We start from the raw sequence: 23,033 nt of genomic DNA, 5'->3' as shown, positions 1-23,033 counted from the left end.
GGCGACGCAGGATAGCCGGCCCGGCGGCCGGCTAGACCCTTTTGTGGCGGGTCTCGTTGGGGAAAGAGGACCGAAATCGATGGCGACGACGATTCAGAACAACTTCCGGATCCGGCGGAACTTCGGGAAGATCAACAAGATCGCCGAGATCCCCAACCTCATCGCCATCCAGAAATTCTCCTACGACAAGTTCTTGCAGGCCGACGTCCCGCCGGAGAAGCGGGACGACACCGGCCTTCAGGGTGTCTTCAAGTCGGTCTTCCCCATCAAGGACTTCAACGAGACCAGCTCGCTCGAGTTCGTGAGCTACCACCTCGAGAAGCCCAAGTACGACGTCGACGAGTGCCACCAGCGCGGGATGACCTACTCCGCGCCCATCAAGGTGGTCGTCCGCCTGGTCGTCTGGGACAAGGACGAGGAGACCGGCGCGCAGTCGATCCGCGACGTCAAGGAGCAGGAGGTCTACTTCGGCGAGATCCCGCTCATGACGGAGAACGGGACCTTCATCATCAACGGCACCGAGCGCGTCGTCGTCAGCCAGCTCCACCGCTCCCCGGGCGCGTTCTTCGACCACGACAAGGGCAAGAGCCACTCGTCCGGCAAGCTGCTCTACAACGCCCGGATCATCCCGTACCGCGGCTCGTGGATCGACTTCGAGTTCGATCACAAGGACATCCTCTACGTCCGCATCGACCGGCGCCGCAAGCTGCCGGCCACGGTGCTGCTGCGCGCGCTCGGCGCGACGCCGGACACGGCCAAGAAGGACCCGGTGGAGTTCCACGGGTCGGCCGAGGAGATCCTCAAGTACTACTACGACACCGAGACGATCCGGATCGAGGGGAAGGGCAAGTACGAGAAGGACCTCGTGCCCGACCTGCTCAAGGGCCAGCGCGCCACGCGCGACATCCGCGATCCCAAGTCGAACGAGGTGATCGTCAAGAAGAACCGCAAGTACACCGAGAGCGCGATCAAGAAGCTGGTCGCGGCGAAGATGAAGTCGCTCCCGGTGGAGCCGGAGGAGGTCTACACGAAGATCTCCGCCGAGGACGTGGTCGACGAGACCACCGGCGAGGTGCTCCTCGAGGTGAACGAGGAGGTCACCGAGGCCAAGGTCGAGGAGCTGCGCAAGCGCAACATCAACGAGTTCAAGGTTCTCTTCATCGACAACCTGAACATCCTGCCCGCGCTCCGCGACACGCTCATGCAGGACAAGATCTCCACGCCCGAGGAGGCGATCATGGAGATCTACCGCCGCCTCCGCCCGGGCGATCCGCCGACGCCGGAGACCGCGACGAACCTCTTCGTGAACCTGTTCTTCAACGCCGAGCGCTACGACCTGTCGAAGGTCGGCCGCCTCAAGCTGAACTACAAGTTCGGCATCGAGGAGCCGCTCGAGAACACGGTCCTCACCAAGCGCGACATCCTCGAGGTCGTCCGCTTCCTCATCGACCTCAAGAACGGCAAGCCGAACAAGGACGTCGACGACATCGACCACCTCGGCAACCGCCGCGTCCGCGCGGTGGGCGAGCTGCTCGAGAACCAGTACCGCATCGGCCTGGTGCGCATGGAGCGGGCGATCAAGGAGCGCATGAGCCTCCAGGAGATCGAGACGCTCATGCCGCACGACCTGATCAACGCGAAGCCGGTGACCGCGGTGATCAAGGAGTTCTTCGGGTCGAGCCAGCTCTCGCAGTTCATGGACCAGACGAACCCGCTCTCCGAGGTCACGCACAAGCGGCGGCTCTCGGCCCTCGGGCCCGGCGGCCTGACCCGCGAGCGCGCCGGCTTCGAGGTGCGCGACGTCCACTCCACGCACTACGGCCGCATCTGCCCCATCGAGACGCCGGAAGGCCCGAACATCGGCCTGATCGCGTCGCTGTCCACCTACGCCCGCGTCAACGAGTACGGCTTCGTCGAGACGCCGTACCGCAAGGTGGAGAAGGGCCGGGTGACCGACGAGGTGACCTTCTACTCCGCGCTCGAGGAGGAGAAGCACATCATCGCCCAGGCGAACGCGCCGGTGGACAAGAAGGGCAACTTCACCGAGGCGAAGGTCTGGTGCCGCAAGGAGGGCGAGTACATCTACGTCCGCCCGGACGAGGTGGACCTGATGGACGTGAGCCCGAACCAGCTCGTGTCCGTGGCCGCCTCCCTGGTGCCGTTCCTCGAGAACGACGACGCGAACCGCGCGCTGATGGGCTCCAACATGCAGCGCCAGGCCGTGCCGCTGCTCCGCACGCAGGCGCCGCTGGTGGGCACCGGGATCGAGGCCATCGTGGCCCGGGACTCCGGCGTGACCACGGTCGCGAAGCGCGACGGCGTGGTCCAGTCGGTGGACGCCTCGCGCATCGTGGTGAAGGCCGACGTGCCGACCTCGGCGACCGACGTCGCCAACGAGGTCGACATCTACAACCTCATCAAGTACCAGCGCTCCAACCAGAACACCTGCATCAACCAGAAGCCCATCGTGAAGCCGGGCGAGCGGGTGAAGAAGGGCGACGTCATCGCCGACGGCCCGGCCACCGAGATGGGCGAGCTCGCGCTCGGCCAGAACGTGGTGGTCGCGTTCATGCCGTGGCAGGGCTACAACTTCGAGGACTCCATCCTCCTCTCCGAGCGCCTCATCAAGGAGGACGTGTTCACGTCGGTGCACATCGAGGAGTTCGAGTGCGTCGCGCGCGATACCAAGCTCGGCAAGGAGGAGATCACCCGGGACATCCCGAACGTCGGCGAGGAGGCCCTCAAGGACCTCGACGAGTCCGGCATCATCCGCATCGGCGCGGAGGTGAAGCCCGGTGACATCCTGGTCGGCAAGATCACGCCGAAGGGCGAGACCCAGCTCTCGCCGGAGGAGAAGCTCCTCCGCGCCATCTTCGGCGAGAAGGCCGGCGACGTCCGCGACAGCTCGCTGCGCGTGCCGCCGGGCGTCTCCGGCACGGTGATCAACGCCAAGGTCTTCAGCCGCAAGGGCGTCGAGAAGGACGAGCGCGCCAAGGCCATCGAGGAGATGGAGGAGGCGAAGCTCCTCAAGGACCAGAACGACGAGATCAAGATCATCCAGGACTCGGCGTTCCAGAAGATCCGCCGCCTGCTCCTCGGCAAGGAGGTCACGGCCCGCCTGGTGGACGACAAGGGCGAGCAGCTCCTGAAGAAGGGCGACGTCCTCGACGACGCGCTGCTCGACACCGTCCCGCAGCGCTACTGGGGCGAGATCGCCGTCGCCGGCGACGTGCAGGACCTGGCGCGGAAGATCATCGAGAACTTCGAGGAGCAGAAGGAGCTCGTGAAGCTGCTCTTCGGCGAGAAGATCGGCCGCCTGAAGAAGGGCGACGAGCTGCCGCCGGGCGTGATCAAGATGGTGAAGGTGTACGTCGCCATCAAGCGCAAGCTGGCCGTCGGCGACAAGATGGCCGGCCGCCACGGCAACAAGGGCGTGGTCTCGCGCGTGCTGCCCGAGGAGGACCTGCCGTACCTCGAGGACGGCACCCCGGTGGACATCGTGCTCAACCCGCTCGGCGTGCCGTCGCGCATGAACGTCGGGCAGATCCTCGAGACGCACCTGGGCTGGGCCGCGCGCAACGTCGGCCTCCGGCTCCAGGAGATGATCGAGAAGGAGTGGGGCGCCGACCCGCTGCGCAAGAAGCTGAAGGCGGCGTTCGCCGGGACCGAGGGCGGCCCCGTCGGCGAGCGGCTCGCCGCGCTCATCGAGGACGTGCCGGAGAAGGAGCTGCCGAAGCTCGTGCAGAAGCTCCGCCGCGGCATGCACGTCGCGACGCCGGTGTTCGACGGCGCTCGCGAGGACGAGATGAAGGCCCTCATGGAGGAGGGCTCCGCGACGCTGCAGTCCATCCTCTTCGACGGCCGCACCGGCGAGCCGTTCGACCAGGACGTCACGGTCGGCGTCATGTACATGCTGAAGCTGCACCACCTCGTGGACGAGAAGATCCACGCCCGGAGCATCGGGCCGTACTCGCTCGTCACGCAGCAGCCGCTGGGCGGCAAGGCCCAGTTCGGCGGCCAGCGCCTGGGCGAGATGGAGGTCTGGGCGATGGAGGCCTACGGCGCGGCCTACTCGCTCCAGGAGTTCCTCACGGTGAAGTCCGACGACGTGGTCGGCCGCACCCGCATGTACGAGGCGATCGTCAAGGGCGAGAACACGCTCGAGTCCGGGCTGCCCGAGTCGTTCAACGTGCTGATCAAGGAGCTCCAGAGCCTCGCGCTCGACGTGGAGCTGCTCGAGACGCCGGAGGCGCAGGCGGCGCGCGAGGCCGCCGAGCGCGACCTCGGCGGCGGCCCGCTGGGCGCGCCGCGCGGCGCGGTCGCGTCGGGGGAGAAGAGCAGCGCGTAGCGCGCGCGTCCGGGGCCGCGCCCTCCCTCTCCCCGCCAGGGCGGGGAGGGGGCCGGCGCGAGGGTGCTGATCAGGTTTCCCAGCTTTCCAGGGAGTCGACGTGAAGGACATCTTCAATTTCTTCGAGAAGCCGAAGGACCCGCTCTCGTTCTCGGCCATCCGGATCTCGCTCGCGAGCCCGGACAAGATCCGGCAGTGGTCGCACGGCGAGGTGAAGAAGCCGGAGACCATCAACTACCGGACGTTCAAGCCGGAGCGGGACGGCCTCTTCTGCGCGAAGATCTTCGGCCCGGTGAAGGACTACGAGTGCAACTGCGGCAAGTACAAGCGCATGAAGCACCGGGGCGTGGTCTGCGAGAAGTGCGGCGTCGAGGTGATCCAGTCCAAGGTGCGCCGTGAGCGGCTCGGCCACATCACGCTGGCCACCCCGGTCGCGCACATCTGGTTCCTCAAGTCGCTGCCCAGCCGCATCGGCAACCTGCTCGACATCACGCTGAAGGACCTGGAGAAGGTCCTCTACTGCGAGTCGTACATCGTCATCGACCCGAAGGAGACGACGTTCCAGCGCGGCGAGCTCCTCTCCGAGGACCGCTACCAGAAGGCGCTCGACGAGTTCGGCGACGACGCGTTCTCCGCCGGCATGGGCGGCGAGGCGGTGCTCGGCCTGCTCCGCGGCGTCGGCCCGGCGAGCAAGGAGCACGGCGAGGGCATCCCCGGCCTCGCGAACGAGCTGCGCGCCGAGATGAAGGAGGCCACCAGCGACGCGAAGCGGAAGAAGATCGCCAAGCGCCTGAAGGTGGTGGAGGCGTTCGTCGCGTCCGGCAACAAGCCGGAGTGGATGATGCTGGAGGTCATCCCGGTGATCCCGCCGGACCTCCGCCCGCTGGTCCCGCTCGACGGCGGCCGCTTCGCGACCTCCGACCTGAACGACCTCTACCGGCGCGTCATCAACCGCAACAACCGCCTGAAGCGGCTCCAGGAGCTGAACGCCCCCGACATCATCATCCGCAACGAGAAGCGGATGCTGCAGGAGGCGGTGGACGCGCTGTTCGACAACGGCCGGCGCGGCAAGACCATCACCGGCCCGAACAAGCGGCCGCTGAAGTCGCTCTCCGACATGCTGAAGGGCAAGCAGGGCCGGTTCCGCCAGAACCTGCTCGGCAAGCGCGTGGACTACTCCGGCCGCTCGGTGATCGTGGTCGGCCCGGAGCTCAAGCTCCACCAGTGCGGCCTGCCCAAGATCATGGCGCTCGAGCTGTTCAAGCCGTTCATCTACAACAAGCTCGAGGAGAAGGGGTACGTCACCACCATCAAGAGCGCGAAGAAGATGGTGGAGAAGGAGCGCCCCGAGGTCTGGGACATCCTCGACGAGGTGATCCGCGAGCACCCGGTGCTCCTGAACCGCGCCCCCACGCTCCACCGCCTGGGCATCCAGGCGTTCGAGCCGGTGCTGATCGAGGGCAAGGCGATCCAGCTCCACCCGCTGGTCTGCACCGCCTTCAACGCCGACTTCGACGGCGACCAGATGGCCGTGCACGTGCCGCTCTCCATCGAGGCGCAGATGGAGGCCCGCGTGCTCATGATGAGCACGAACAACATCCTGTCCCCGGCGCACGGCAAGCCGATCATCGTGCCGTCGCAGGACATCGTGCTCGGCATCTACTACATGACCCGCGAGCGCGCGTTCGCGCGCGGCGAGGGCAAGGTGTTCGCGAGCCCGGAGGAGGTCCGCGCCGCGTACGACCAGGGCGAGGTGGACCTGCAGGCGAAGGTCTGGGTCCGCATGGACGGCAAGCGGGTCGAGACCACCGTCGGCCGCGTGCTGCTCTACGACATCGTCCCGCGCCGGCTGTCCTTCGAGTCCATCAACAAGGTGATGGACAAGAAGCAGCTGCAGGGCCTCATCGACCTGACCTACCGCCTCTGCGGCGAGAAGGAGACCGTCCTCCTCGCCGACCGCGTGCGGTCGATGGGCTACGGGAACGCCACCCGGGCCGGCATCTCGATCGCGCTCGACAACATGGTGATCCCGCGGAAGAAGGTCGATCTGCTCGAGCGCGCCACGCGCGAGGTGGACGACATCCAGGCCCAGTACACCGAGGGCCTCATCACCATCGGCGAGCGGTACAACAAGGTCATCGACATCTGGGCCCAGGTCACCGAGGAGGTGGCGCAGGAGATGATGGGCGAGATCGGGACCGAGACCGCGGTGGGGACGGGCAAGGACGGCAAGCGCGAGGAGCGCCGGCAGCCGTCGTTCAACCCGATCTACATCATGGCCGACTCGGGCGCCCGCGGCTCCGCGCAGCAGATCCGGCAGCTGGCCGGCATGCGCGGCCTGATGGCCAAGCCGTCGGGCGAGATCATCGAGACCCCGATCACGGCGAACTTCCGCGAGGGCCTCAACGTCCTCCAGTACTTCATCTCGACGCACGGCGCCCGCAAGGGCCTCGCCGACACCGCGCTCAAGACCGCGAACTCCGGCTACCTGACCCGCCGCCTGGTGGACGTGGCCCAGGACGCGATCATCACCGAGTACGACTGCGGCGCGATGGACGGCATCACGCTCGGCGCGCTGGTCGAGGGCGGCGAGATCATCGAGCCGATGGGCGAGCGCATCCTCGGCCGCGTCGCGCTCGACGACATGCTCGATCCGTTCTCCGGCAACGTGCTCGTGAAGGCGAACGAGGAGATCGACGAGGGCAAGGTCAAGCTCATCGAGAACGCCGGCATCGACAAGGTGAAGATCCGCTCGGTGCTCACCTGCCAGGCGCGGCGCGGCATCTGCGTCGAGTGCTACGGGCGCGATCTCGCCCGCGGCCGCAAGGTGAACATCGGCGAGGCGGTCGGCGTCATCGCCGCCCAGTCGATCGGCGAGCCGGGCACCCAGCTGACGATGCGGACGTTCCACATCGGCGGCGCGGCGTCGCGGCGGGCCGAGCAGTCCACCATCGAGAACCGCAACGCCGGCCTGATCAAGTTCAACAACGTGAGCGTGGCCAAGAAGCGCGACGGCACGCTCATCGTGATGAACCGGAACGGCGAGATCATCGTCACCGACGACCAGGGCCGCGAGCGCGAGCGCTACGGCGTGGTGTACGGCGCGAAGCTGCTGGTCCGAGAGGGCCAGAAGGTCGAGGCGAACCAGCTGCTGGCCGAGTGGGATCCCTACTCGATGCCGATCATCACCGAGGTGGCCGGCCGCGTGAAGTACGGCGACCTCGTCGACGGCGTCACCATCAGCGAGCAGGTGGACGAGATCACCGGCCTGGCCCGCAAGGCGGTCATCGCCTCCAAGGACCCCGACGCCCGCCCGCGCATCTCGATCAAGGACGAGGAGGGCAGGACCAAGAAGCTCGCCAACTCCGACGCGGACGCCCGCTACATGCTGCCGGAGGGCGCGAACCTGGTGGTGAACGACGGCGACGAGGTCGACGCCGGCGACGTCATCGCCAAGATGCCCCGCGAGACCACCAAGACCAAGGACATCACCGGCGGTCTCCCGCGCGTCGCCGAGCTCTTCGAGGCCCGCAAGCCCAAGGAGCACGCGGTCATCTCCGAGATCGACGGCGTGGTGGCGTTCGGCAAGGACACCAAGGGCAAGCGCAAGGTGGTCATCACGCCCGAGGTGGACAGCAAGCTCCGGCCCGATCTCGCGAAGGAGTACCTGATCGGCAAGGGCAAGCACATCTCCGTCCACACCGGCGACCGCGTCCGCGCGGGCGAGGCGCTCATGGACGGCGCCGCGAACCCGCACGACATCCTGCGGGTGCTCGGTGAGAAGGAGCTCGCGCGCTGGCTGGTGGACGAGGTGCAGGAGGTCTACCGGCTCCAGGGCGTGAAGATCAACGACAAGCACATCGAGACGATCGTGCGGCAGATGCTGCGCCGCGTGCGGATCGTGGACGTGGGCGACACCGAGTTCCTGGCGGACGAGCAGGTCGAGAAGTTCGCGTTCGAGGAGGAGAACGAGCGCGTGCTGAAGGCCGGCGGCCGCGCCGCCCAGGGCGAGCCGCTGCTGCTCGGCATCACCAAGGCGTCGCTCTCGACCGAGTCCTTCATCTCGGCCTCGTCGTTCCAGGAGACCACGAAGGTGCTGACCGAGGCCGCCATCAGCGGCAAGGTCGACTACCTGCGCGGCCTCAAGGAGAACGTCATCATGGGCCGCCTGGTGCCGGCCGGCACCGGCCTCGGGGCGTACAAGCACCTCGACATCGAGGTGGAGACCCCGGTGGACGCGGTCGAGGAGGCGGAGGAGGCCCTGGCCGTCGGGGCGGAGGAGTAGCGAGCCGCCCGGCGAACGCCTCGCCGCGACCAAGGGTCCGGTCCCAGAAGGGGCCGGGCCCTTTCCTTTTTGATCGGGCGCATGAAGTTGTCCGGACCGGTAAGCACCCGCTTATCGGCTGTGGTGGGGTGTCGCGCCTGGGCCGCCCCGATCGGAGTTCGGTTTCGACTTGATCTGCCGCAAGTCCAGTGGTTTGACGTGGGACAGGCGGGCGCTCGCATGGGACCGGAATGCGGATTCCGGGCTCATGTTCATATTGGCGGAATCCGGAGGCGGTGGCGGGTCGGCAGAGGAGTGGACGGCGAAGAAGTCCGTCCTGTCGGTCGGTTCCGGGCTACTTGACTGGTTCGGTCCATTATTTTAACCTGACGTTACGTAACCTCCCCGAGATGGATTGACGCAGGACAGGACAGGTAGAGAGGCAACGGAATGAGGACGGCGAGCACGCAGAGAGGCAGCAAGGAGTTCGATGAGCTGGCCCCCTACCTCAAGGCGGTCCGCGACTTCCCGCCGCTCACCCGCGAGGATGAGCACGCGCTGGCCATCCGGGCGCGCAAGGGCGAGGTGTCGGCGAAGCAGAAGCTGGTTCGCCACAACCTCGCGTTCGTGGTCGCCATCGCGCGCAAGCAGCGCCGCGGCACGGTCCGGCTCGACGATCTGATCCAGGAGGGCAACGTCGGCCTGATGCGCGCCGTCGAGAAGTTCGACCCGCACGCCGGGACGCGCTTCTCGACGTACGCGGTGTGGTGGATCCGCGCCTACATCGGGAAGTACCTCAAGGAGGCGCGCTCCACGGTGCGGCCGCAGAGCGGCACCGTCGCGCAGCCGGACCTGTCGCTCGACAGCGCCATCGACGAGGAGGGGGACGCCACCCACCTCGAGCGCATCGAGGACGATGGTCCCGGGCCGGAGGACACCTACCTCTCCGGCGAGGGCGACCGCGAGGTCCGCGACGCGCTCGGCAAGGTGCGCAAGCGGATCGGCGAGCTGGGCTGGGACATCGTCCACAACCGGCTCGAGCAGGACCAGCCGCGCACGCTGGAGGAGATCGGCAAGCGCTGGGGCGTGTCGCGCGAGCGCGTCCGCCAGGTCGAGCTGAAGACCAAGCAGTTCCTGCACCGCTACCTCCAGCCGGTCGAGCGCGACGCCGCGTAGTCGCGCGAGCGCAACGCACCGCGCCGCCTCCGTCGGCGCACCCCGAGGCCCGCCCCCGCACCGGAGGCGGGCCTCGTCATATCCAGGCGGGGCGGCGGCCCGGCCGTGTGCCGCGGGCGACGGGGCCGCTTCGCGGAGCGTGCGGGTCCGGGCCTTACCCGTAGTAGAATCGCGCCCGGCGCGGAGGGCGCATGTCCAGGGTGCTGAAGGACGGGCCGGGGAGCCGTCGCATCGAGGGCGCGGTCTACGAGGCGGGCGCCCGGGCGCGCGCGCTCCTGGAGGACGCGCGCGCCGAGGCCGCGCGCCTGCTCGAGTCGGCCGCCGCGGAGCGGGAGGCGATCCACGCCGGGGCGGCTCGGGCCGGCCGCGAGGAGGGGCTGGCCCGGGCCGCGGCGGCGCTCGCGACCGCGGGGGAGGCCCGCGCGGCGCGGCTCGCCGGGCTGGAGCGCGAGGTGGCGCGCCTGGCGCTCGACGTGGCCCGCCAGCTGCTCGGGCGCGAGCTGGCGGCGGCCCCGGAGGCCGTGGCCGACCTCGCGGCGCAGGCGCTGGCGCGCGCGCGGGATCGCCGCGAGGTGATCCTGCGGGCGAGCCCGGCGGACGCGGCGCTGCTGCGCGCCGAGCCGGCCCGCTCGCGCCTCGCCGCGCTCCTGGCGCGGCCGGAGGGGCCGGCGCTGCGCGAGGACCCGGCGCTCGCGCGCGGCGCGGTGGTGGTCGAGACCGAGGCCGGGCGCATCGACGCGCGCGTGGAGGCCCAGCTCGCCGCGCTGGAGCGCGCGCTGGAGGAGGCGCCGTGACCGTGGACCTGGGGCGGGTGCGCGCCGCGCTCGGGGAGGCCGCGCCGCTGCCGCTGCGCGGGCGGGTGACCCGCCTGACCGGCCTGGTGCTGGAGGCGGCGGTGGGCGGCGTCCGGCAGGGCGAGGCGGTGGAGATCCGCGCGCCCGGGCGCGAGCCGCTGCAGGCGGAGGTGGTCGGCCTGCGCGACGACCGGGCGGTGCTGGTGCCGTTCGGCGACCTCGGCGGCGTCGGCCTCGACGCGGAGGTCGTCCCGACCGGCCGCCCGCACACCATCCGCGCCGGGCCCGGGCTGCTGGGGCGGGTGCTGGACGGCCTGGGCCGGCCGCTCGACGGCGCGCCGCTGCCGGCCGGGCTGGAGGAGTGGGCGGTGGATCGGCCCGCGCCGAACCCGCTCACGCGCCGCGCCGTGGCCGCGCCGCTCCCGCTCGGCGTCCGGGTGCTGGACGGGCTCCTCACCGCCGGCGAGGGGCAGCGGATCGGGCTGTTCGCCGGCTCCGGCGTGGGGAAGTCCACGCTGCTCGGCCAGCTCGCCCGCGGCGCGCGCGCCGACCTGTGCGTCGTGTGCCTGGTGGGCGAGCGCGGGCGCGAGGTGCGCGAGTTCCTGGAGGGCCCGCTGGGCGCGGAGGGCCTGGCCCGCAGCGTGGTGGTGGCGGCCACCAGCGACGCGCCGGCGCTGGTGCGCCTGAAGGCGGCGCACGTGGCCACCGCGGTGGCGGAGTGGTTCGCGGAGCGCGGCGACCGGGTGCTGCTCCTGGTGGACTCGGTGACCCGCTACGCCCGCGCGCTCCGCGAGGTCGGGCTCGCGGCGGGCGAGCCGCCCGCGCGCCAGGGCTACCCGCCCTCGGTGTTCGCGGCGCTGCCGCGGCTGCTGGAGCGGGCCGGCAACCGCGCCCGCGGCGGGATCACCGCCGTGTACACGGTGCTCGTGGCGGGCGGCGACCTCGAGGAGCCCATCGCCGACGAGGTCCGCGGCATCCTCGACGGCCACGTGGTGCTCGACCGCGCCGTGGCGGCCGGCGGCCGCTTCCCGGCGGTGGACCCGCTGCAGAGCCTCTCGCGCGTCATGCCGGCGGTGGCGGCCCCGGCGCACCTGGCGGCGGCGGGCCGCGTGCGGGCGCTGCTCGCGGCGCACGCCCGGGTGCGCGACCTGGTGGCGCTCGGCGCCTACCGGGCCGGCGCCGATCCCGAGGCGGACCTGGCCCTGGCCCGGCTGCCGGCGATCGAGGCGTTCCTCCGGCAGCCGCTCGGCGAGGCGGCGCCGCTCGAGGAGACGCTCGGGCGGCTCGAGGCGCTGGCCGGGTGAGCGGCGACGCCTTCCCGCTCGCGGCGCTGGAGGCGCTCCGCCGCCGCGAGGAGGACGCGGCGGGCGCGGCGGTCGCCGCGGCGCAGCGGGAGCTCGAGGCGGCGCAGGCGGAGCGCGCGCGGCGCGCGGCCGCGCTCCAGGTGGCGCGGGGTGAGGCGGCGGCGCGCGGGCGGGAGCTGCCGGCCCGCGCCTCCGCGGCCGCGCTCGCCGCCACGGTCCGTCACGCCGCGCGGCTGCGGGACGAGGCGGAGGCGCTCGCGGCCGCGCTCCGCGGCGCGGAGGTGGAGGTGGCCGCCCGGGGCGAGGCGCTCGACGGCGCGCTCGCCGCGCTGAGGGCGGCGTCGCGCGCCCGCGAGGTGCTCGGGCGGCGCCGCGCCGAGTGGGAGTCCGAGCGCCGGCGCCGGGCCGACCGGGCCGCGGAGGCCGAGCAGGACGACCGCGGCGGCGCCGGGCCGCCCGACCGCGAGCCGTGACGCGCGCGGCTCAGGCGGCGGCGAGCAGGCCGCGCAGGCAGGCGATCAGCTCGGCGTTGTCGAACGGCTTGCGGACGAAGCCGCTCGCGCCCGCCTCGACCGCCTTGCGCGGCAGGTCCGGGCCGGGCCGCGCCGAGACGACCAGGATCGGCCCGCCGAAGCCGGCCGCGCGCATGCGCCGGCACAGCTCCAGGCCGTCCATCCCCGGCATGGCCACGTCGAGGAGCACCGCGTCCGCGTCGGCGAGCGCGCCGAGCGCCTCCTGCGCACCCGGCGCGACGCGCGGCGCGAGCCCCTCCAGCTCGAGCAGCGTGGCGAGGAACTCGCAGATGGCGGCGTCGTCGTCGACGAGCAGGACGCGGGGCGTGGGCACGCGCGTCACCTCTGCGCCAGGGGGGCGTCCAGCCTGCCCTCGCTGCACTCCACCCGGAGCGACCGCGGCTTCAGGTGCGCCGGGGCGGGCGCGCCGTCCTTCTCGAACCGGCTGGTGGCGAGGACCAGCTTCTGCCCGTCGCGCACCGTGGGCGTGCGGAAGCTCCAGCCGCCCTCCAGCGTGAGCACCACGTCGGTCCAGATCCGGTCCGACGCGTTCCACACCATGATCTGCGTGCCGATGACCTCGTCGCTCATCCGCACCTCGGCGCCGAGCGCGTTGCGCGGACCGGAGGACGGGCACGCCACCCACACCGTGCCGAGCGACAGGAGCGCCCAGGAGGCGACCACCGCGGCGCGCAGCCTGAAGCCGCGCGTGGACTTCCGGTAGCCGTCGGCGACGTCCTGGGCCAGGTCGCGCGCGAGGTGCGTCACCCGCTGCGCGGCGGCCACCGCGTCGGGACGGAGCGTCTCCTTCATGGCGGCCGAGCCTACCGCCCGCCGGCGCGGCGGGACAAGCGGGTAGGCCCGCGTCCGCCCTGTCTCACACGCCCTCCATGCCCACCGTGGCGACCGCCGAGGCCTCGTCGCCGCCCGCGCCGCCGATCCGCCGGTGCAGCGCGATCACCCGCCGGCGCACCTCGGTGAGCAGCGCGGTCTTGTCGGGGAAGTCGGCCGGGCTCACCGGCTCGCCCACCGCGACGCGGATCGGGCCGGGCCAGATGGCGATGATCCGCTTGGGCGTCACCTTCCCGCTGCCCGAGATGGCGACCGGCACCACCGGCACGCCCGCCTCCATCGCGACCACGAACGGGCCCTTCTTGAACGGGTGGACGCGGCCGTCCAGCGAGCGCGTGCCCTCGGGGAACACGATGAGCGAGGTCCCGGCGCGCACCACCTGGCCGGCCTGCCGCAGCGACTGGACCGCCTGGACGTGGTTGCTGCGGTCCACCGGCACGTGGCCGCCGAGCCGCATGTACGCGCCGAACACCGGGAGGCGGAACAGCTCGGCCTTGGCGATGAACCGCACGCTGCGCGGCAGGACCTTGAACAGCACCCAGATGTCGAGCGCGCTCTCGTGGTTCGACGCGAAGATGAGCGGCCCGTCCGGCAGCGACGGCATGGGCTCGAGGTGCACGCGGGAGCCGGCGAGCCACAGGCTCGAGGGGGACCAGGCGAACCGCGCGAACCAGATCGGCAGGTCGCCCGAGCCGGTGAGGAGCATCACCGGCAGGCTCACGAAGAAGAAGAACGCCATCGAGATGGCGCAGTAGACGAGGACGACGAAGCCGCGGGCGCGCGCCAGCATGAGTGCCTCTCGGACCGGGCCGGCCGGGCAGGGCGGCCCGGGGCGGGGCGTATATAGCACGCGCCCGGGCGGCGCCCGGGGCGCTAGACTGTTCCGGTGAACCCTCCCGTCAGGCTGGCCGAGGAGGTCCGCGCGGCGCTCGCCGCCGGCGGTCCGGTGGTGGCGCTGGAGACGAGCGTGGTGGCCCAGGGCCTCCCGCCCCCGCACAACCTGGAGGCGGCGCGCCGCTGCGCCGCCGCGGTGCGGGCCGCCGGGGCGGTGCCGGCGGCGGTGGCGGTGGTCGCGGGGGCGGTCGTGGTCGGCGCCGACGACGCGGCGCTGGAGCGCCTCGCGGATCCGGCGCGGCGGCCGGCCAAGGCGTCGCCGCGGGACCTCGCCGCGCTCTGCGCCGCCGGCCGGGACGCCGGCACCACCGTGGCCGCGACCGCCGCGGTGGCCGCGCTCGCCGGGATCCGCGTCTTCGCCACCGGCGGCATCGGCGGCGTGCACCGCCTCGCGCCCGGGGAGCCCGCGGCGGGCGCCGCCGACGTGTCCGCCGACCTGGCCGAGCTGGCGCGGGCGCCGGTCTGCGTGGTCTCGGCCGGGCCGAAGGCCATCCTGGACCTGGCCGCCACCGCCGAGGCGCTGGAGACGCTCGGCGTGCCGGTGCTGGGCTGGCGCACCTCGGAGCTGCCCGCGTTCTACTCGGACGGGAGCGGCATCGCGCTCGAGCACCGGGTGGAGGACGCCGCCGCGGCCGCGCGGGTGCTGCGGCTGCACTGGGACGCGCTGGGCCGGCGCGAGGGCGTGCTGCTCGCGGTCCCGCCGCCCGAGGCGGTGCCGCGCGAGGTGGTGGAGGCGGCCATCGCCGCGGCGCTGGAGGACGCGCGCGGGCGCGGGATCCGCGGCAAGGCGGTGACCCCGTTCCTGCTGGAGGCCGTCTCCCGGGCCACCCGCGGGCGCGCCCGCACCGCGAACCTGGCGCTGCTGGAGCGGAACGCCTCGGTCGCCGGCGAGGTGGCGGTGGCGCTCGCCGCCGCGGCGCGCTGAGAGCACGTGAAACAATCCCCTCCCGTCGCCGCGGCGGCCGATCCGCGTCGCATCGCGTCGTTGCTCCTCCCTCACATGCCGACGGGCATGCTCGGTCGTCGCGCCTCGCGCTGCTCGCGTCTCGACCGCCTGGCTCGGTCCGGGGATTGATTCACGCGCTCTGAGCGCCGGGGCGGGCGCGCGGCGGATTCCGGGGCGAATCGTGAGCCGCGCGGCGCGGTCTCCTCTAGAATGCCGCGTCCGATGTCCGCCGCTCCGCGCCCCAGCCCCGTCTTCGTCTCCGATCCCGACGCGCTCTCCCGGCTGCTCGACGCGCTGGCGGGCGAGCGCGTCCTGGCGCTCGACACCGAGTCCAACAGCTTCCACGTCTACCGCGAGCGGGTGTGCCTGCTGCAGCTCTCCACCCGGGCGCAGGACTTCGTGGTGGACCCCATCTCGGTGGACGTCCGCCCGCTCGGGGAGATCCTGTGCGACGGGCGTGAGGTGGTGCTGCACGGCGCGGACTACGACGTCCGCTGCCTGCACCGCGAGTACGGCTGGCGCATCCCCCGCCTGTTCGACACGATGATCGCGGCGCGGCGGCTGGGGCGGCCCGGCCTCGGCCTCTCGGCGCTGGTGGAGGCGCACTTCGGCGTGCGGCTCTCGAAGGCATTCCAGCGATCCGACTGGGGCCGGCGCCCGCTCACCCCCGATCAGCTCGCCTACGCCGCGCTCGACACGCACTTCCTGCTGCCGCTGTTCGACCTGCTCACCGGCGAGCTGGCCACCCGCGGCGCGCTCGAGGAGGCGTGGAAGGAGTCGCAGCGCATCGCCTCGGTCGTGGCGCGCGAGCGCGTGTTCGACCCGGAGGGCTGGCGGCGCATCAAGGGGTCCCGCGAGCTCGACGCGCCCGGCAAGGCGGTGCTGCGCGCGCTGTGGATCGCCCGCGAGGACCGGGCCCGCGCGTCGGACCGGCCGCCGTTCAAGGTGCTGGGCGAGCCGGCGATGCTCGAGATCGCGCGCCGGCGCCCGGCCACGCGCGAGGCGCTCGCCGCCATCCCGGGCGTCACGCCGTCGGTGCTCGGGCGCATGGGGGAGACGATCGCCGCCGCCCTGAAGGCGGCGGGGTAGGGCGGTCCGCTAGAACCCGACGCCGGGGGCCGGCGCCGCCACCGGCCGCGCGGGGTCGATGGGCGCCGCCGAGCCGCCGGAGAGCCGGCGGTAGACGTCCCAGTCCGACAGCACGACCTTCACGTACTGGCGCGTCTCGCGGTACGGGATGCACTCCACCCAGGCGTCGAGCGGCATGCCGGCCCGCGACCGGGCCCACTCCGAGGCCGGCCCCGGGCCGGCGTTGTAGGCGGCGAGCACCACCGCCGGGTCCGCGAAGCGCGCGCCGAGCAGGCCGAGGTAGTGCGCCCCGAGCGCCACGTTCACCTCGGGCCGATCGAGCCGGTCGCCGACGCCGCCGGGGACGCCCAGCAGCGCCGCCAGCCGCTCGGCCGTGACCGGCCGGAGCTGCAGCAGCCCCTCGGCCCCGGCGCCGCTCCGCACCGCGCGACGGAAGCTCGACTCGCGCCGCATCACCGCCAGCACCAGCGCCGGGTCCACGCCGAACGCGCGCGCGCGGGCCGGGAGCAGCTCCGGGTACGGCTCGGGGTGGGACCAGCGCAGCGTGCGCGCGCTCTGCCCGAGGAAGTCGCGCGCCATGCGGAAGGGCAGCTCCGCGTCGCCGGCGTGGGCCGCGAGCTGCGCCACGAGCGGCGCGGCGGCGCGGGCGGCGCCGCCGCGGGCGAGCTGCCGGAGCTCGTCCAGCCCCTCGTCCTCGAGCCCGAGCCCCATCAGCTCGACCGCGACGGCGAGCTGCCCGGCGGCGGCGGCCGGCGCGGCGTCGGGCAGCGGCCGCGGGGGCGACGCCGCAGGCGGCGCCGCGGCGATCCCGGCCGCCTCGAGCCGGGCGCGCGCCAGCAGCGCGTACCAGGGATCGGCGCCGGCCGCGGCGGCGCGCAGGAACCTGGCGCCGCGGCGCGCGTCCCTCGCCAGGCGGCCCTGCCAGTAGGCGGCGGCGTCGGCGAACGGGCCGCGCGACAGGCGGGCGAACGCGCGCGCGGCGTCGGCGGTGCGGCCGAGCCGGTAGCGCGACCAGGCGGCGAACCAGAGCGCCTCGTCCACGCGCCGCGAGGTGCGGCGGTACGCGCGCGCGAACGCGTCCAGCTCCGCCGCCGCGCGGCGGTAGTCCCCCGCGTCGTAGTGGAGCCAGGCCGCGAGGTACGCCGCCTCGTCGCCCAGGTCGCGCTGGCGCCACTCGGGCAGGCCGGCGATGGGCGCGTCGGAGGCGGCCACCTCTCGGTAGCGCCGGCTGGCCTCGTCCACGCGGCCGGCCCGCGCCGCGGCCCGCGCCAGCGCGAGGCGCGCCGAGCGCTGCACCCCCGGGTCGGGATCGTCCGCGAACGGCGCCGCGACCCGCGCCGCCTCGGCGTGCCGCCCGAGGCCGACCAGCGCCGCGGCGCGCAGCACCTCGACGCGGCCCGCCACCACCTCGGGGTCGGCCTCGCGTGCCGCGGCGAGCTCCTGGAGCGCGTCGTCGGGCCGGGCGGTCGCGACCAGCCGCTCGGCCCTCGCCAGGTGATCGTCGGCGGTGGCGAGCGGCACCGGGCCGCCCGCGGCGCGCCAGGCCGCGAGCAGCTCGCCCGCGCTCCGCGCCTCCGGCAGGTCCGCCTCGAGCCAGAGCGCGCGCCAGGTCTCCGCCGCCCGCGCCTCGTCGCCGGCGGCGCGCAGCGCGCGGCCGAGGGCGAGCCGCGCCGCCGGCGCGGCGGGATCGGAGGGCCAGGCGCGCAGCGCCGCGTCGAGCGTGGCCACCGCCTCGGCGGCGAGCCCCGCCTCGACCAGCGCCTCGCCGGCGAGGAAGCGGGCGCGCCGCGCGACCGCGAGGCGCGGGTCGGCGCCGGCCTGCTCCAGCAGCCGCGCCGCCGCGTGCGGCTCGCCCGACGCGAGCAGCGCCTGGCCGCGCAGGAACGCGAGGTGCGGCCGCGCCGGCGCGATCGCCGGGGCGAGCGCCACCTCCAGCGCCTCGGCCGCCTCGGAGGGCCGGCCGGCCTCCGCGAGCGCGAGGCCCAGCGCCGCCTGCGCGCGCGCGCCCGCCGCCCCCCGCGGCCGCGCCGAGAACGCGCGGCGCGCCGCCGCGGCGGACGCGTCCGCCTGCCCGCCGGCCAGCGCCTGGGCCGCGTCACCGAGGCCGGCGAGCCAGTCGGTGAGCGGCTCCGGGACGGACCGGGCCGCGCACGCGGGCCGGGCCGCCAGCAGCAGGGCGCAGGCGAGGAGCGCGCGGCGGCCGCGCACGCGGGCGAGGTAAGCCCCGGGCCTACGGATGCTTTCCGCCCAGGTGGGAAGGGGGACCCCTAGGGGGGATGTGGGGGCCTTGACGGGCTGCATGCGGGAGCGCGATATAGCGCGCGCAGCCTGGCCGCCTGTCGGCCGGGCGAGAGCTTCGAGTCTTTCAACTTCGGAAGGCGGCGCGCCATGCCTCGGGGAGGGGTCGTGGCGCTGGACGGGCGGCGGCGTCGGCGCCCCGTCGCGCCGCCGAGGGCCGGCCGCCGGGCCGGTCAGAGGAGTCCACGTGCTCGCCAAGCCTTGTCCCACCGAGCTCACCACACCCATCAACCCCGATCGCGGCGTCGAAGGCCACCGGAACCTGTTCTGCAACTTCTACGACAGCTGCCTCGACGAGGCGGTGAAGCGCGGCTGGAACAGCTGGACCTGCACGCGCTGCCAGCTCCACGCCGCCGAGCCGGAGGTCGAGGGCGGCATCGAGAGCTACGCCACCCAGCGTCGCCTCGTCTGATCCGTCAGTCCGTGTAGATCACCGCGACGAACAGCCGCCCCGGCCCGAACCGGCGGCTGTCCCCCTGCACCGCGCCCACGCCCACCCGCGCGAAGCGTCCGTCGCCCACGTTCGCGGAGCGGGCCGCCTCGCCCGGACCGCTCACCACGAACACGTCCACCGCGGCGATCCGGCGCCGGAGCTTCAGCGCGCGCACCTCGACGTCGCCCGGGTCGGTCTCGTCGCGCGCCCGCATGCCCACCGCGGCCTCGCGCGCGAGCGCGTCGAGGCGCAGGTCGGCGGTGAGCGGCGCCCGCCCCAGGCGCGCGCGCTCGGCCCAGATCGCCTCCCGCACCCGCGCGTCGGGCGTGAGCCGCGAGCCGCCGCCGTCGTCCGGCGGCTCGATCAGGATCTCGGTCAGGTAGACGGTGGGGTCGCCGGACGACAGCCGGCCCCGCGCGATCCCGACGCCCACGCTCGACACGCCGGGCTGGAGCAGGTTGCCGAGGTGCGCCGGGCTCTCCTCCGCGGCCTGGTGCGCCTCGAGCGCCGTCGAGGCGCGGGCCACGTTCTCGTAGGCGCGCCGGTAGGCGATGCGCGCGCGGGCGAGGCGCTCGACCAGCTCGCCCGTGCCCGGGAGCACGTGCGCCACCTTGCCCTGCGCGAGCATGTTCGCGCTGTGCGCGCGGGCGGCCTCGGTGAGCCGGGGCGCGGCCGTCACGGCCTGGAGCCCGCGCGCGGCGCGGAGCGCGTTGATGGCGCGCACCACGCCGGCCTCCGCGGCCGCGGCGTCGCCGGGCTCCGGCGCGGGCCGCCGCGCGGGCACCGGCTGCGCCGCGGGGGCCGCGGGCGCGCCGGACTGCACCTCGAGCAGGGCCGCGACCTCGGGCCCGCCGCGGCCGTGCGCGAGCACCTCGACCACGTGCCGCCCGGCGGCGGCGAACGCGACGCGCGCCCGGAAGCCGTCCGGGCCGCCCGAGACCGCCTCCTCGTGGACGGCGCCCGCGGGCGAGGTGACGAAGACGCGCGGGCGCGTGAGGCCGCCGAGCAGCGCGCCGGCGATCGTCGCCGTGGCGCCCTCGGCCACGCGGCGGGGGACCGGCTCGAGGCGGACCTTGCGGTCCGACGCCAGGACCACCACGAACGCCGACCCGTCCGCCTGCGCCGCGCCGGCGCCCACGTGCGTGGCGGTGCCGCGCGGGATGACGTCGGCGAGGGCCGCGGCCGCGCGGTCGGGCGCGGTGCGCACCAGGTAGGCCGCCGGCGCGGGGTCGTAGGCGCCCGCGCGCGCCAGCGCGCCGCGGAGGTGCTCGCGGGCGAGCGGCTCCTCCGCGCCGGTCGCGGCGAGGGCGGCGAGCTCGCGCGCGGCGAGCGAGAGGGCCGCCGAGGTGCGCGGGGCGCCGCGCGCGGCGAGGCGGCCCGCGGCGGCGCCGAGCGCCTCGGTCTCCACCCGGGTGGCCTGGACCGCGGGCTCGCGGCCGTAGGCCGTGCCGGGCGGCTCGGCCGCGGAGGGCGCGGGCGCGGCCGACGAAGGGGCCGGGTGAGGGGACGCGCTCGTCGGCGCGGCCGGCGGCACGGCGGGGGAGGGCGCGCGCGCCGGCCCCGCGCAGGCGCCGGCCACCACCGCCAGCGCGGCCGCGAGCGCGGTGCGCGCGGCGGACCGGCGGGCGGGACGGGATCGCCGCATCCCGATCAGCGCTCCGGCCCGATCCGGATCTCGAGGCCGAGCGCCACCGCCCGCCCCATGCGCGCGTTCACGCGCTCGCACAGCAGCTGGGCCAGCTCGGTCACCTGGGTCGCCCATTCGGGGGAGCTTACCAGCACCAGGAGCCGGCCGTCGCGGAGACGTCCGCGCATCGACACCTCGCGGGAGAGCCGCGGGCCGCAGGCCTCGGCGAAGGCCGCCGCGAGCGCGGCGGACTGCGCCTCCGGGCGCCGCGCGAGCGCTTCGGCCAGGGCGGCGGCGACGGTGCGGCGGCGGCCACGCATCGCCGCGACGTTAGGGGGATGCTTGGGCGCCGTCAAGCCGTGGTGCGACACCGGGCCGCGCCGTGCTCCGGCGGGGCCCCCCTGTGCTAACCTCTCGTCGTTCTCGGGGGATTGCCGTGGCGCAAGGAGAGATGGCAGCGGGGGACCTGGCGGCGGCGGCCGGGACGGCGCCGCACCCGAACCGGTCCCCTGCGCGCAGCGCCGCCGGCGACGAGCGCGGCCGCCTGAACCTGTCGTGGCTCGTCCAGCTTCACTGGTGGGCGATCCTCGGCCAGGCCACCATCGTGGTGGGCGCGCAGTCGTGGACGCACATCGGCCTGCCCATGGGCACGCTGGTGGCGGTGATGGTCCTGGAGGTCATCGGGAACGTCGTGCTGGGCGCCTGGGCGCGCCGCGCGCAGGTGACCGACCGGGACATCGCGCTGGTGATGCTGATCGACGCGGCGGTCCTGACGGTGCTGCTCGACCTGACCGGGGGCGCGTCCAACCCGTTCTCGACGCTCTACCTCGTCAACGTAGCGCTGGCCGCGGTGCTGCTGCCGTCCGCCTGGTCGTGGCTGCTCATGGCGGCCAGCCTGGCGGGCTTCGCGTCGCTGTTCGTGCACGAGCACTTCGCCGGCGTGAGCCACCACATCCGCACCCACATGGACCACGCGCAGACCATGGCCGCGCACCTGCGCGGCATGTGGGTCGCGTTCGCGCTCGCCGCGGTGTTCGTGGTGTTCTTCGTCCAGCGGGTCACGCGCGCGCTCGCCGCACGCGAGGGTGAGCTCCAGGCCGCGCGCTCCCAGGCGCAGCGGCGCGAGAAGCTCGCCTCCCTGGCGACGCTCGCCGCGAGTGCGGCGCACGAGCTCTCCACCCCGCTCTCCACCATCGCGGTGGTCGCGAAGGAGCTGCAGCGCGCCATCCCGGCCGACGCCTCGAGCGAGCTCCACGACGACCTGCAGCTCGTGCGCGACCAGGTGGCGCGCTGCCGCGAGATCCTCGACCGCATGGCGGCGCACGCGGGCGAGAACGTGGGCGAGCCGTTCGCGCAGATGCGCGCGCGCGACTGGGTGGACGCCGCGCTGGACGGGTTCCGCTGGCCGCAGCGCGTGGAGGTGCGGATCGACCCGAGCGCCGAGGCCGCCTCGCTGGTGGGGCCTCAGCGCGGGCTCGCCGAGGCGCTGCGCGGCCTGCTCAAGAACGCGGTCCAGGCGTCGCCCGCCGAGGCGCAGGTCACGCTGCTCGTCACCGCGCCGCCCGGCCGGATCCAGATCACGGTGCGCGACCGGGGCCGCGGCATGACGCCCGAGGTGCTGTCGCGCGTGGGTGAGCCGTTCTTCACGACGAAGGTCCCCGGGGAGGGGATGGGGCTGGGCCTCTTCCTCACCCGGGCGCTCGCCGAGCAGCTCGGCGGCGAGTTCAACATCACCTCCACCCCGGGGGACGGGACGGAGGCGCGTTTCGAGCTGCCGGTGTCGACCGCCGGCGAGAGGAGCAGTCCATGAACACGATGACGCCCGAAGTGACCCGCGAGTCGTTGCCGAGCATCCTGCTGGTGGACGACGACGAGGTGCTGCGCGAGCGGCTCGCCACCGCCATCCGCGCCCGCGGGTACGAGGTCCGGACCGCCGGCTCCGCCGAGGAGGCGATGCGCGAGGCGACCCGCGACTCGCCGGAGATGGCGGTGCTCGACCTGCGCATGCCCGGCGGCTCGGGCCTGGAGATCCTGCGCGAGCTGCGCCGCCAGGATCCCTCCACCCGCGTGCTCATGCTCACCGGCTACGGGAGCATCGCGACGGCGGTCGAGGCGGTGCGCGAGGGCGCGGTGGGCTACCTGCCCAAGCCCGCCGACGCGGACGAGATCCTGGCCGCGCTGAACGGCACCAACACCGCCAAGGAGAAGGGCATCGAGACGCCCTCGCTCGCCCGGGCGGAGTGGGAGCACATCCAGCGCGTGCTCACCGACTGCGGCGGCAACATCTCCGAGGCGGCGCGGCGGCTCGGCATCCACCGCCGCTCGCTGCAGCGGAAGCTGCACAAGTACCCGCCGGCGAGGTAGCGCCCCGCCCGCCGACGCCGGCCCGCCGCGCGCCCTCCCGCCAGGGCGGGGGCGCGCGGCGAACCCTTTTCCCCGCGCCGGGGTCGAACTCCGTGTCAGCGCCCCGGAGGCCGATGGACGGCGGGCGCGGAG

17 protein-coding genes are annotated in these 23,033 nt (G+C 73.9%); 11 read left to right on the top strand and 6 right to left on the bottom strand.

Annotated features, from left to right (window positions below; translation table 11 throughout):
- Window positions 1–79: 79 nt before the first annotated feature.
- The 6 genes from rpoB (at window position 80) to ANAEK_RS11360 (ending at window position 12,359) form a co-directional block, all read left to right on the top strand.
- Window positions 80–4,348, top strand: coding sequence for a DNA-directed RNA polymerase subunit beta (gene rpoB, locus ANAEK_RS11385; protein ID WP_012526295.1), 4,269 nt, complete (start codon window positions 80–82; stop codon window positions 4,346–4,348).
- Between the two features lie 100 nt (window positions 4,349–4,448).
- Window positions 4,449–8,633 (top strand): DNA-directed RNA polymerase subunit beta', encoded by a 4,185-nt coding sequence (gene rpoC, locus ANAEK_RS11380; RefSeq protein WP_012526294.1) that lies wholly within the window; start codon window positions 4,449–4,451, stop codon window positions 8,631–8,633.
- A gap of 429 nt (window positions 8,634–9,062) precedes the next feature.
- Complete coding sequence (locus ANAEK_RS11375) at window positions 9,063–9,788, top strand: RNA polymerase sigma factor RpoD/SigA (RefSeq protein ID WP_011420650.1); 726 nt, start codon at window positions 9,063–9,065, stop codon at window positions 9,786–9,788.
- Window positions 9,789–9,979: 191 nt separating this feature from the next.
- The gene (locus ANAEK_RS11370) at window positions 9,980–10,582 is read left to right on the top strand and encodes a FliH/SctL family protein (RefSeq protein WP_012526293.1); all 603 of its coding nucleotides are present in this window, start codon (window positions 9,980–9,982) and stop codon (window positions 10,580–10,582) included.
- Window positions 10,579–11,886 (top strand): FliI/YscN family ATPase, encoded by a 1,308-nt coding sequence (locus ANAEK_RS11365; RefSeq protein ID WP_012526292.1) that lies wholly within the window; start codon window positions 10,579–10,581, stop codon window positions 11,884–11,886. Before ANAEK_RS11370 ends, ANAEK_RS11365 begins: the two co-directional genes overlap by 4 nt.
- Window positions 11,883–12,359 carry a hypothetical protein gene (locus ANAEK_RS11360; protein WP_012526291.1) on the top strand — a complete coding sequence of 159 codons (477 nt, stop codon included), beginning with the start codon at window positions 11,883–11,885 and terminating at the stop codon, window positions 12,357–12,359. The genes ANAEK_RS11365 and ANAEK_RS11360 overlap by 4 nt, the downstream gene beginning before the upstream one ends.
- A gap of 10 nt (window positions 12,360–12,369) precedes the next feature.
- On the opposite strand, the gene ANAEK_RS11355 is transcribed toward ANAEK_RS11360, so the two are convergent.
- The 3 genes from ANAEK_RS11355 to ANAEK_RS11345 form a co-directional block, all read right to left on the bottom strand.
- Window positions 12,370–12,732 (bottom strand): response regulator transcription factor, encoded by a 363-nt coding sequence (locus tag ANAEK_RS11355; RefSeq protein WP_012526290.1) that lies wholly within the window; start codon window positions 12,730–12,732, stop codon window positions 12,370–12,372.
- Window positions 12,733–12,737: 5 nt separating this feature from the next.
- Entirely contained in the window at window positions 12,738–13,211 is a 474-nt protein-coding gene (locus ANAEK_RS11350) for a hypothetical protein (protein ID WP_012526289.1), read from the bottom strand.
- 64 nt (window positions 13,212–13,275) lie between these two features.
- On the bottom strand, window positions 13,276–14,040 hold the full coding sequence (locus ANAEK_RS11345) for a lysophospholipid acyltransferase family protein (protein ID WP_012526288.1): 765 nt from the start codon (window positions 14,038–14,040) through the stop codon (window positions 13,276–13,278).
- Window positions 14,041–14,136: 96 nt separating this feature from the next.
- Here ANAEK_RS11345 and ANAEK_RS11340 point away from each other — a divergent pair, with 96 nt between their 5' ends.
- The gene (locus ANAEK_RS11340; RefSeq protein ID WP_012526287.1) at window positions 14,137–15,069 is read left to right on the top strand and encodes a pseudouridine-5'-phosphate glycosidase; all 933 of its coding nucleotides are present in this window, start codon (window positions 14,137–14,139) and stop codon (window positions 15,067–15,069) included.
- A gap of 243 nt (window positions 15,070–15,312) precedes the next feature.
- Window positions 15,313–16,179 (top strand): ribonuclease D, encoded by an 867-nt coding sequence (locus tag ANAEK_RS11335; RefSeq protein WP_012526286.1) that lies wholly within the window; start codon window positions 15,313–15,315, stop codon window positions 16,177–16,179.
- Between the two features lie 9 nt (window positions 16,180–16,188).
- On the opposite strand, the gene ANAEK_RS11330 is transcribed toward ANAEK_RS11335, so the two are convergent.
- Window positions 16,189–18,387 carry a lytic transglycosylase domain-containing protein gene (locus tag ANAEK_RS11330; RefSeq protein WP_232288188.1) on the bottom strand — a complete coding sequence of 733 codons (2,199 nt, stop codon included), beginning with the start codon at window positions 18,385–18,387 and terminating at the stop codon, window positions 16,189–16,191.
- Window positions 18,388–18,664: 277 nt separating this feature from the next.
- On the opposite strand from ANAEK_RS11330, the gene ANAEK_RS11325 reads away from it, so the two are divergent.
- A complete protein-coding gene (locus tag ANAEK_RS11325; protein ID WP_012526284.1) occupies window positions 18,665–18,889 on the top strand; it encodes a hypothetical protein in 225 nt (74 codons plus the stop codon).
- Window positions 18,890–18,893: 4 nt separating this feature from the next.
- Here the strand turns inward: ANAEK_RS11325 and ANAEK_RS11320 are convergent, their stop codons facing one another.
- Complete coding sequence (locus tag ANAEK_RS11320; RefSeq protein ID WP_012526283.1) at window positions 18,894–20,555, bottom strand: CAP domain-containing protein; 1,662 nt, start codon at window positions 20,553–20,555, stop codon at window positions 18,894–18,896.
- 5 nt (window positions 20,556–20,560) lie between these two features.
- Window positions 20,561–20,857 carry a DciA family protein gene (locus ANAEK_RS11315; RefSeq protein WP_012526282.1) on the bottom strand — a complete coding sequence of 99 codons (297 nt, stop codon included), beginning with the start codon at window positions 20,855–20,857 and terminating at the stop codon, window positions 20,561–20,563.
- A gap of 131 nt (window positions 20,858–20,988) precedes the next feature.
- Here ANAEK_RS11315 and ANAEK_RS11310 point away from each other — a divergent pair, with 131 nt between their 5' ends.
- Together ANAEK_RS11310 and ANAEK_RS11305 are read left to right on the top strand one after the other, a co-directional pair.
- Window positions 20,989–22,347, top strand: coding sequence for an ATP-binding protein (locus tag ANAEK_RS11310; RefSeq protein WP_012526281.1), 1,359 nt, complete (start codon window positions 20,989–20,991; stop codon window positions 22,345–22,347).
- A complete protein-coding gene (locus ANAEK_RS11305) occupies window positions 22,344–22,901 on the top strand; it encodes a response regulator transcription factor (protein WP_011420663.1) in 558 nt (185 codons plus the stop codon). Before ANAEK_RS11310 ends, ANAEK_RS11305 begins: the two co-directional genes overlap by 4 nt.
- Window positions 22,902–23,033: the final 132 nt, after the last annotated feature.

Source organism: Anaeromyxobacter sp. K (assembly GCF_000020805.1).
GTDB lineage: Bacteria > Myxococcota > Myxococcia > Myxococcales > Anaeromyxobacteraceae > Anaeromyxobacter > Anaeromyxobacter dehalogenans.
This window is presented reverse-complemented; position numbering and strand designations above follow the sequence as displayed.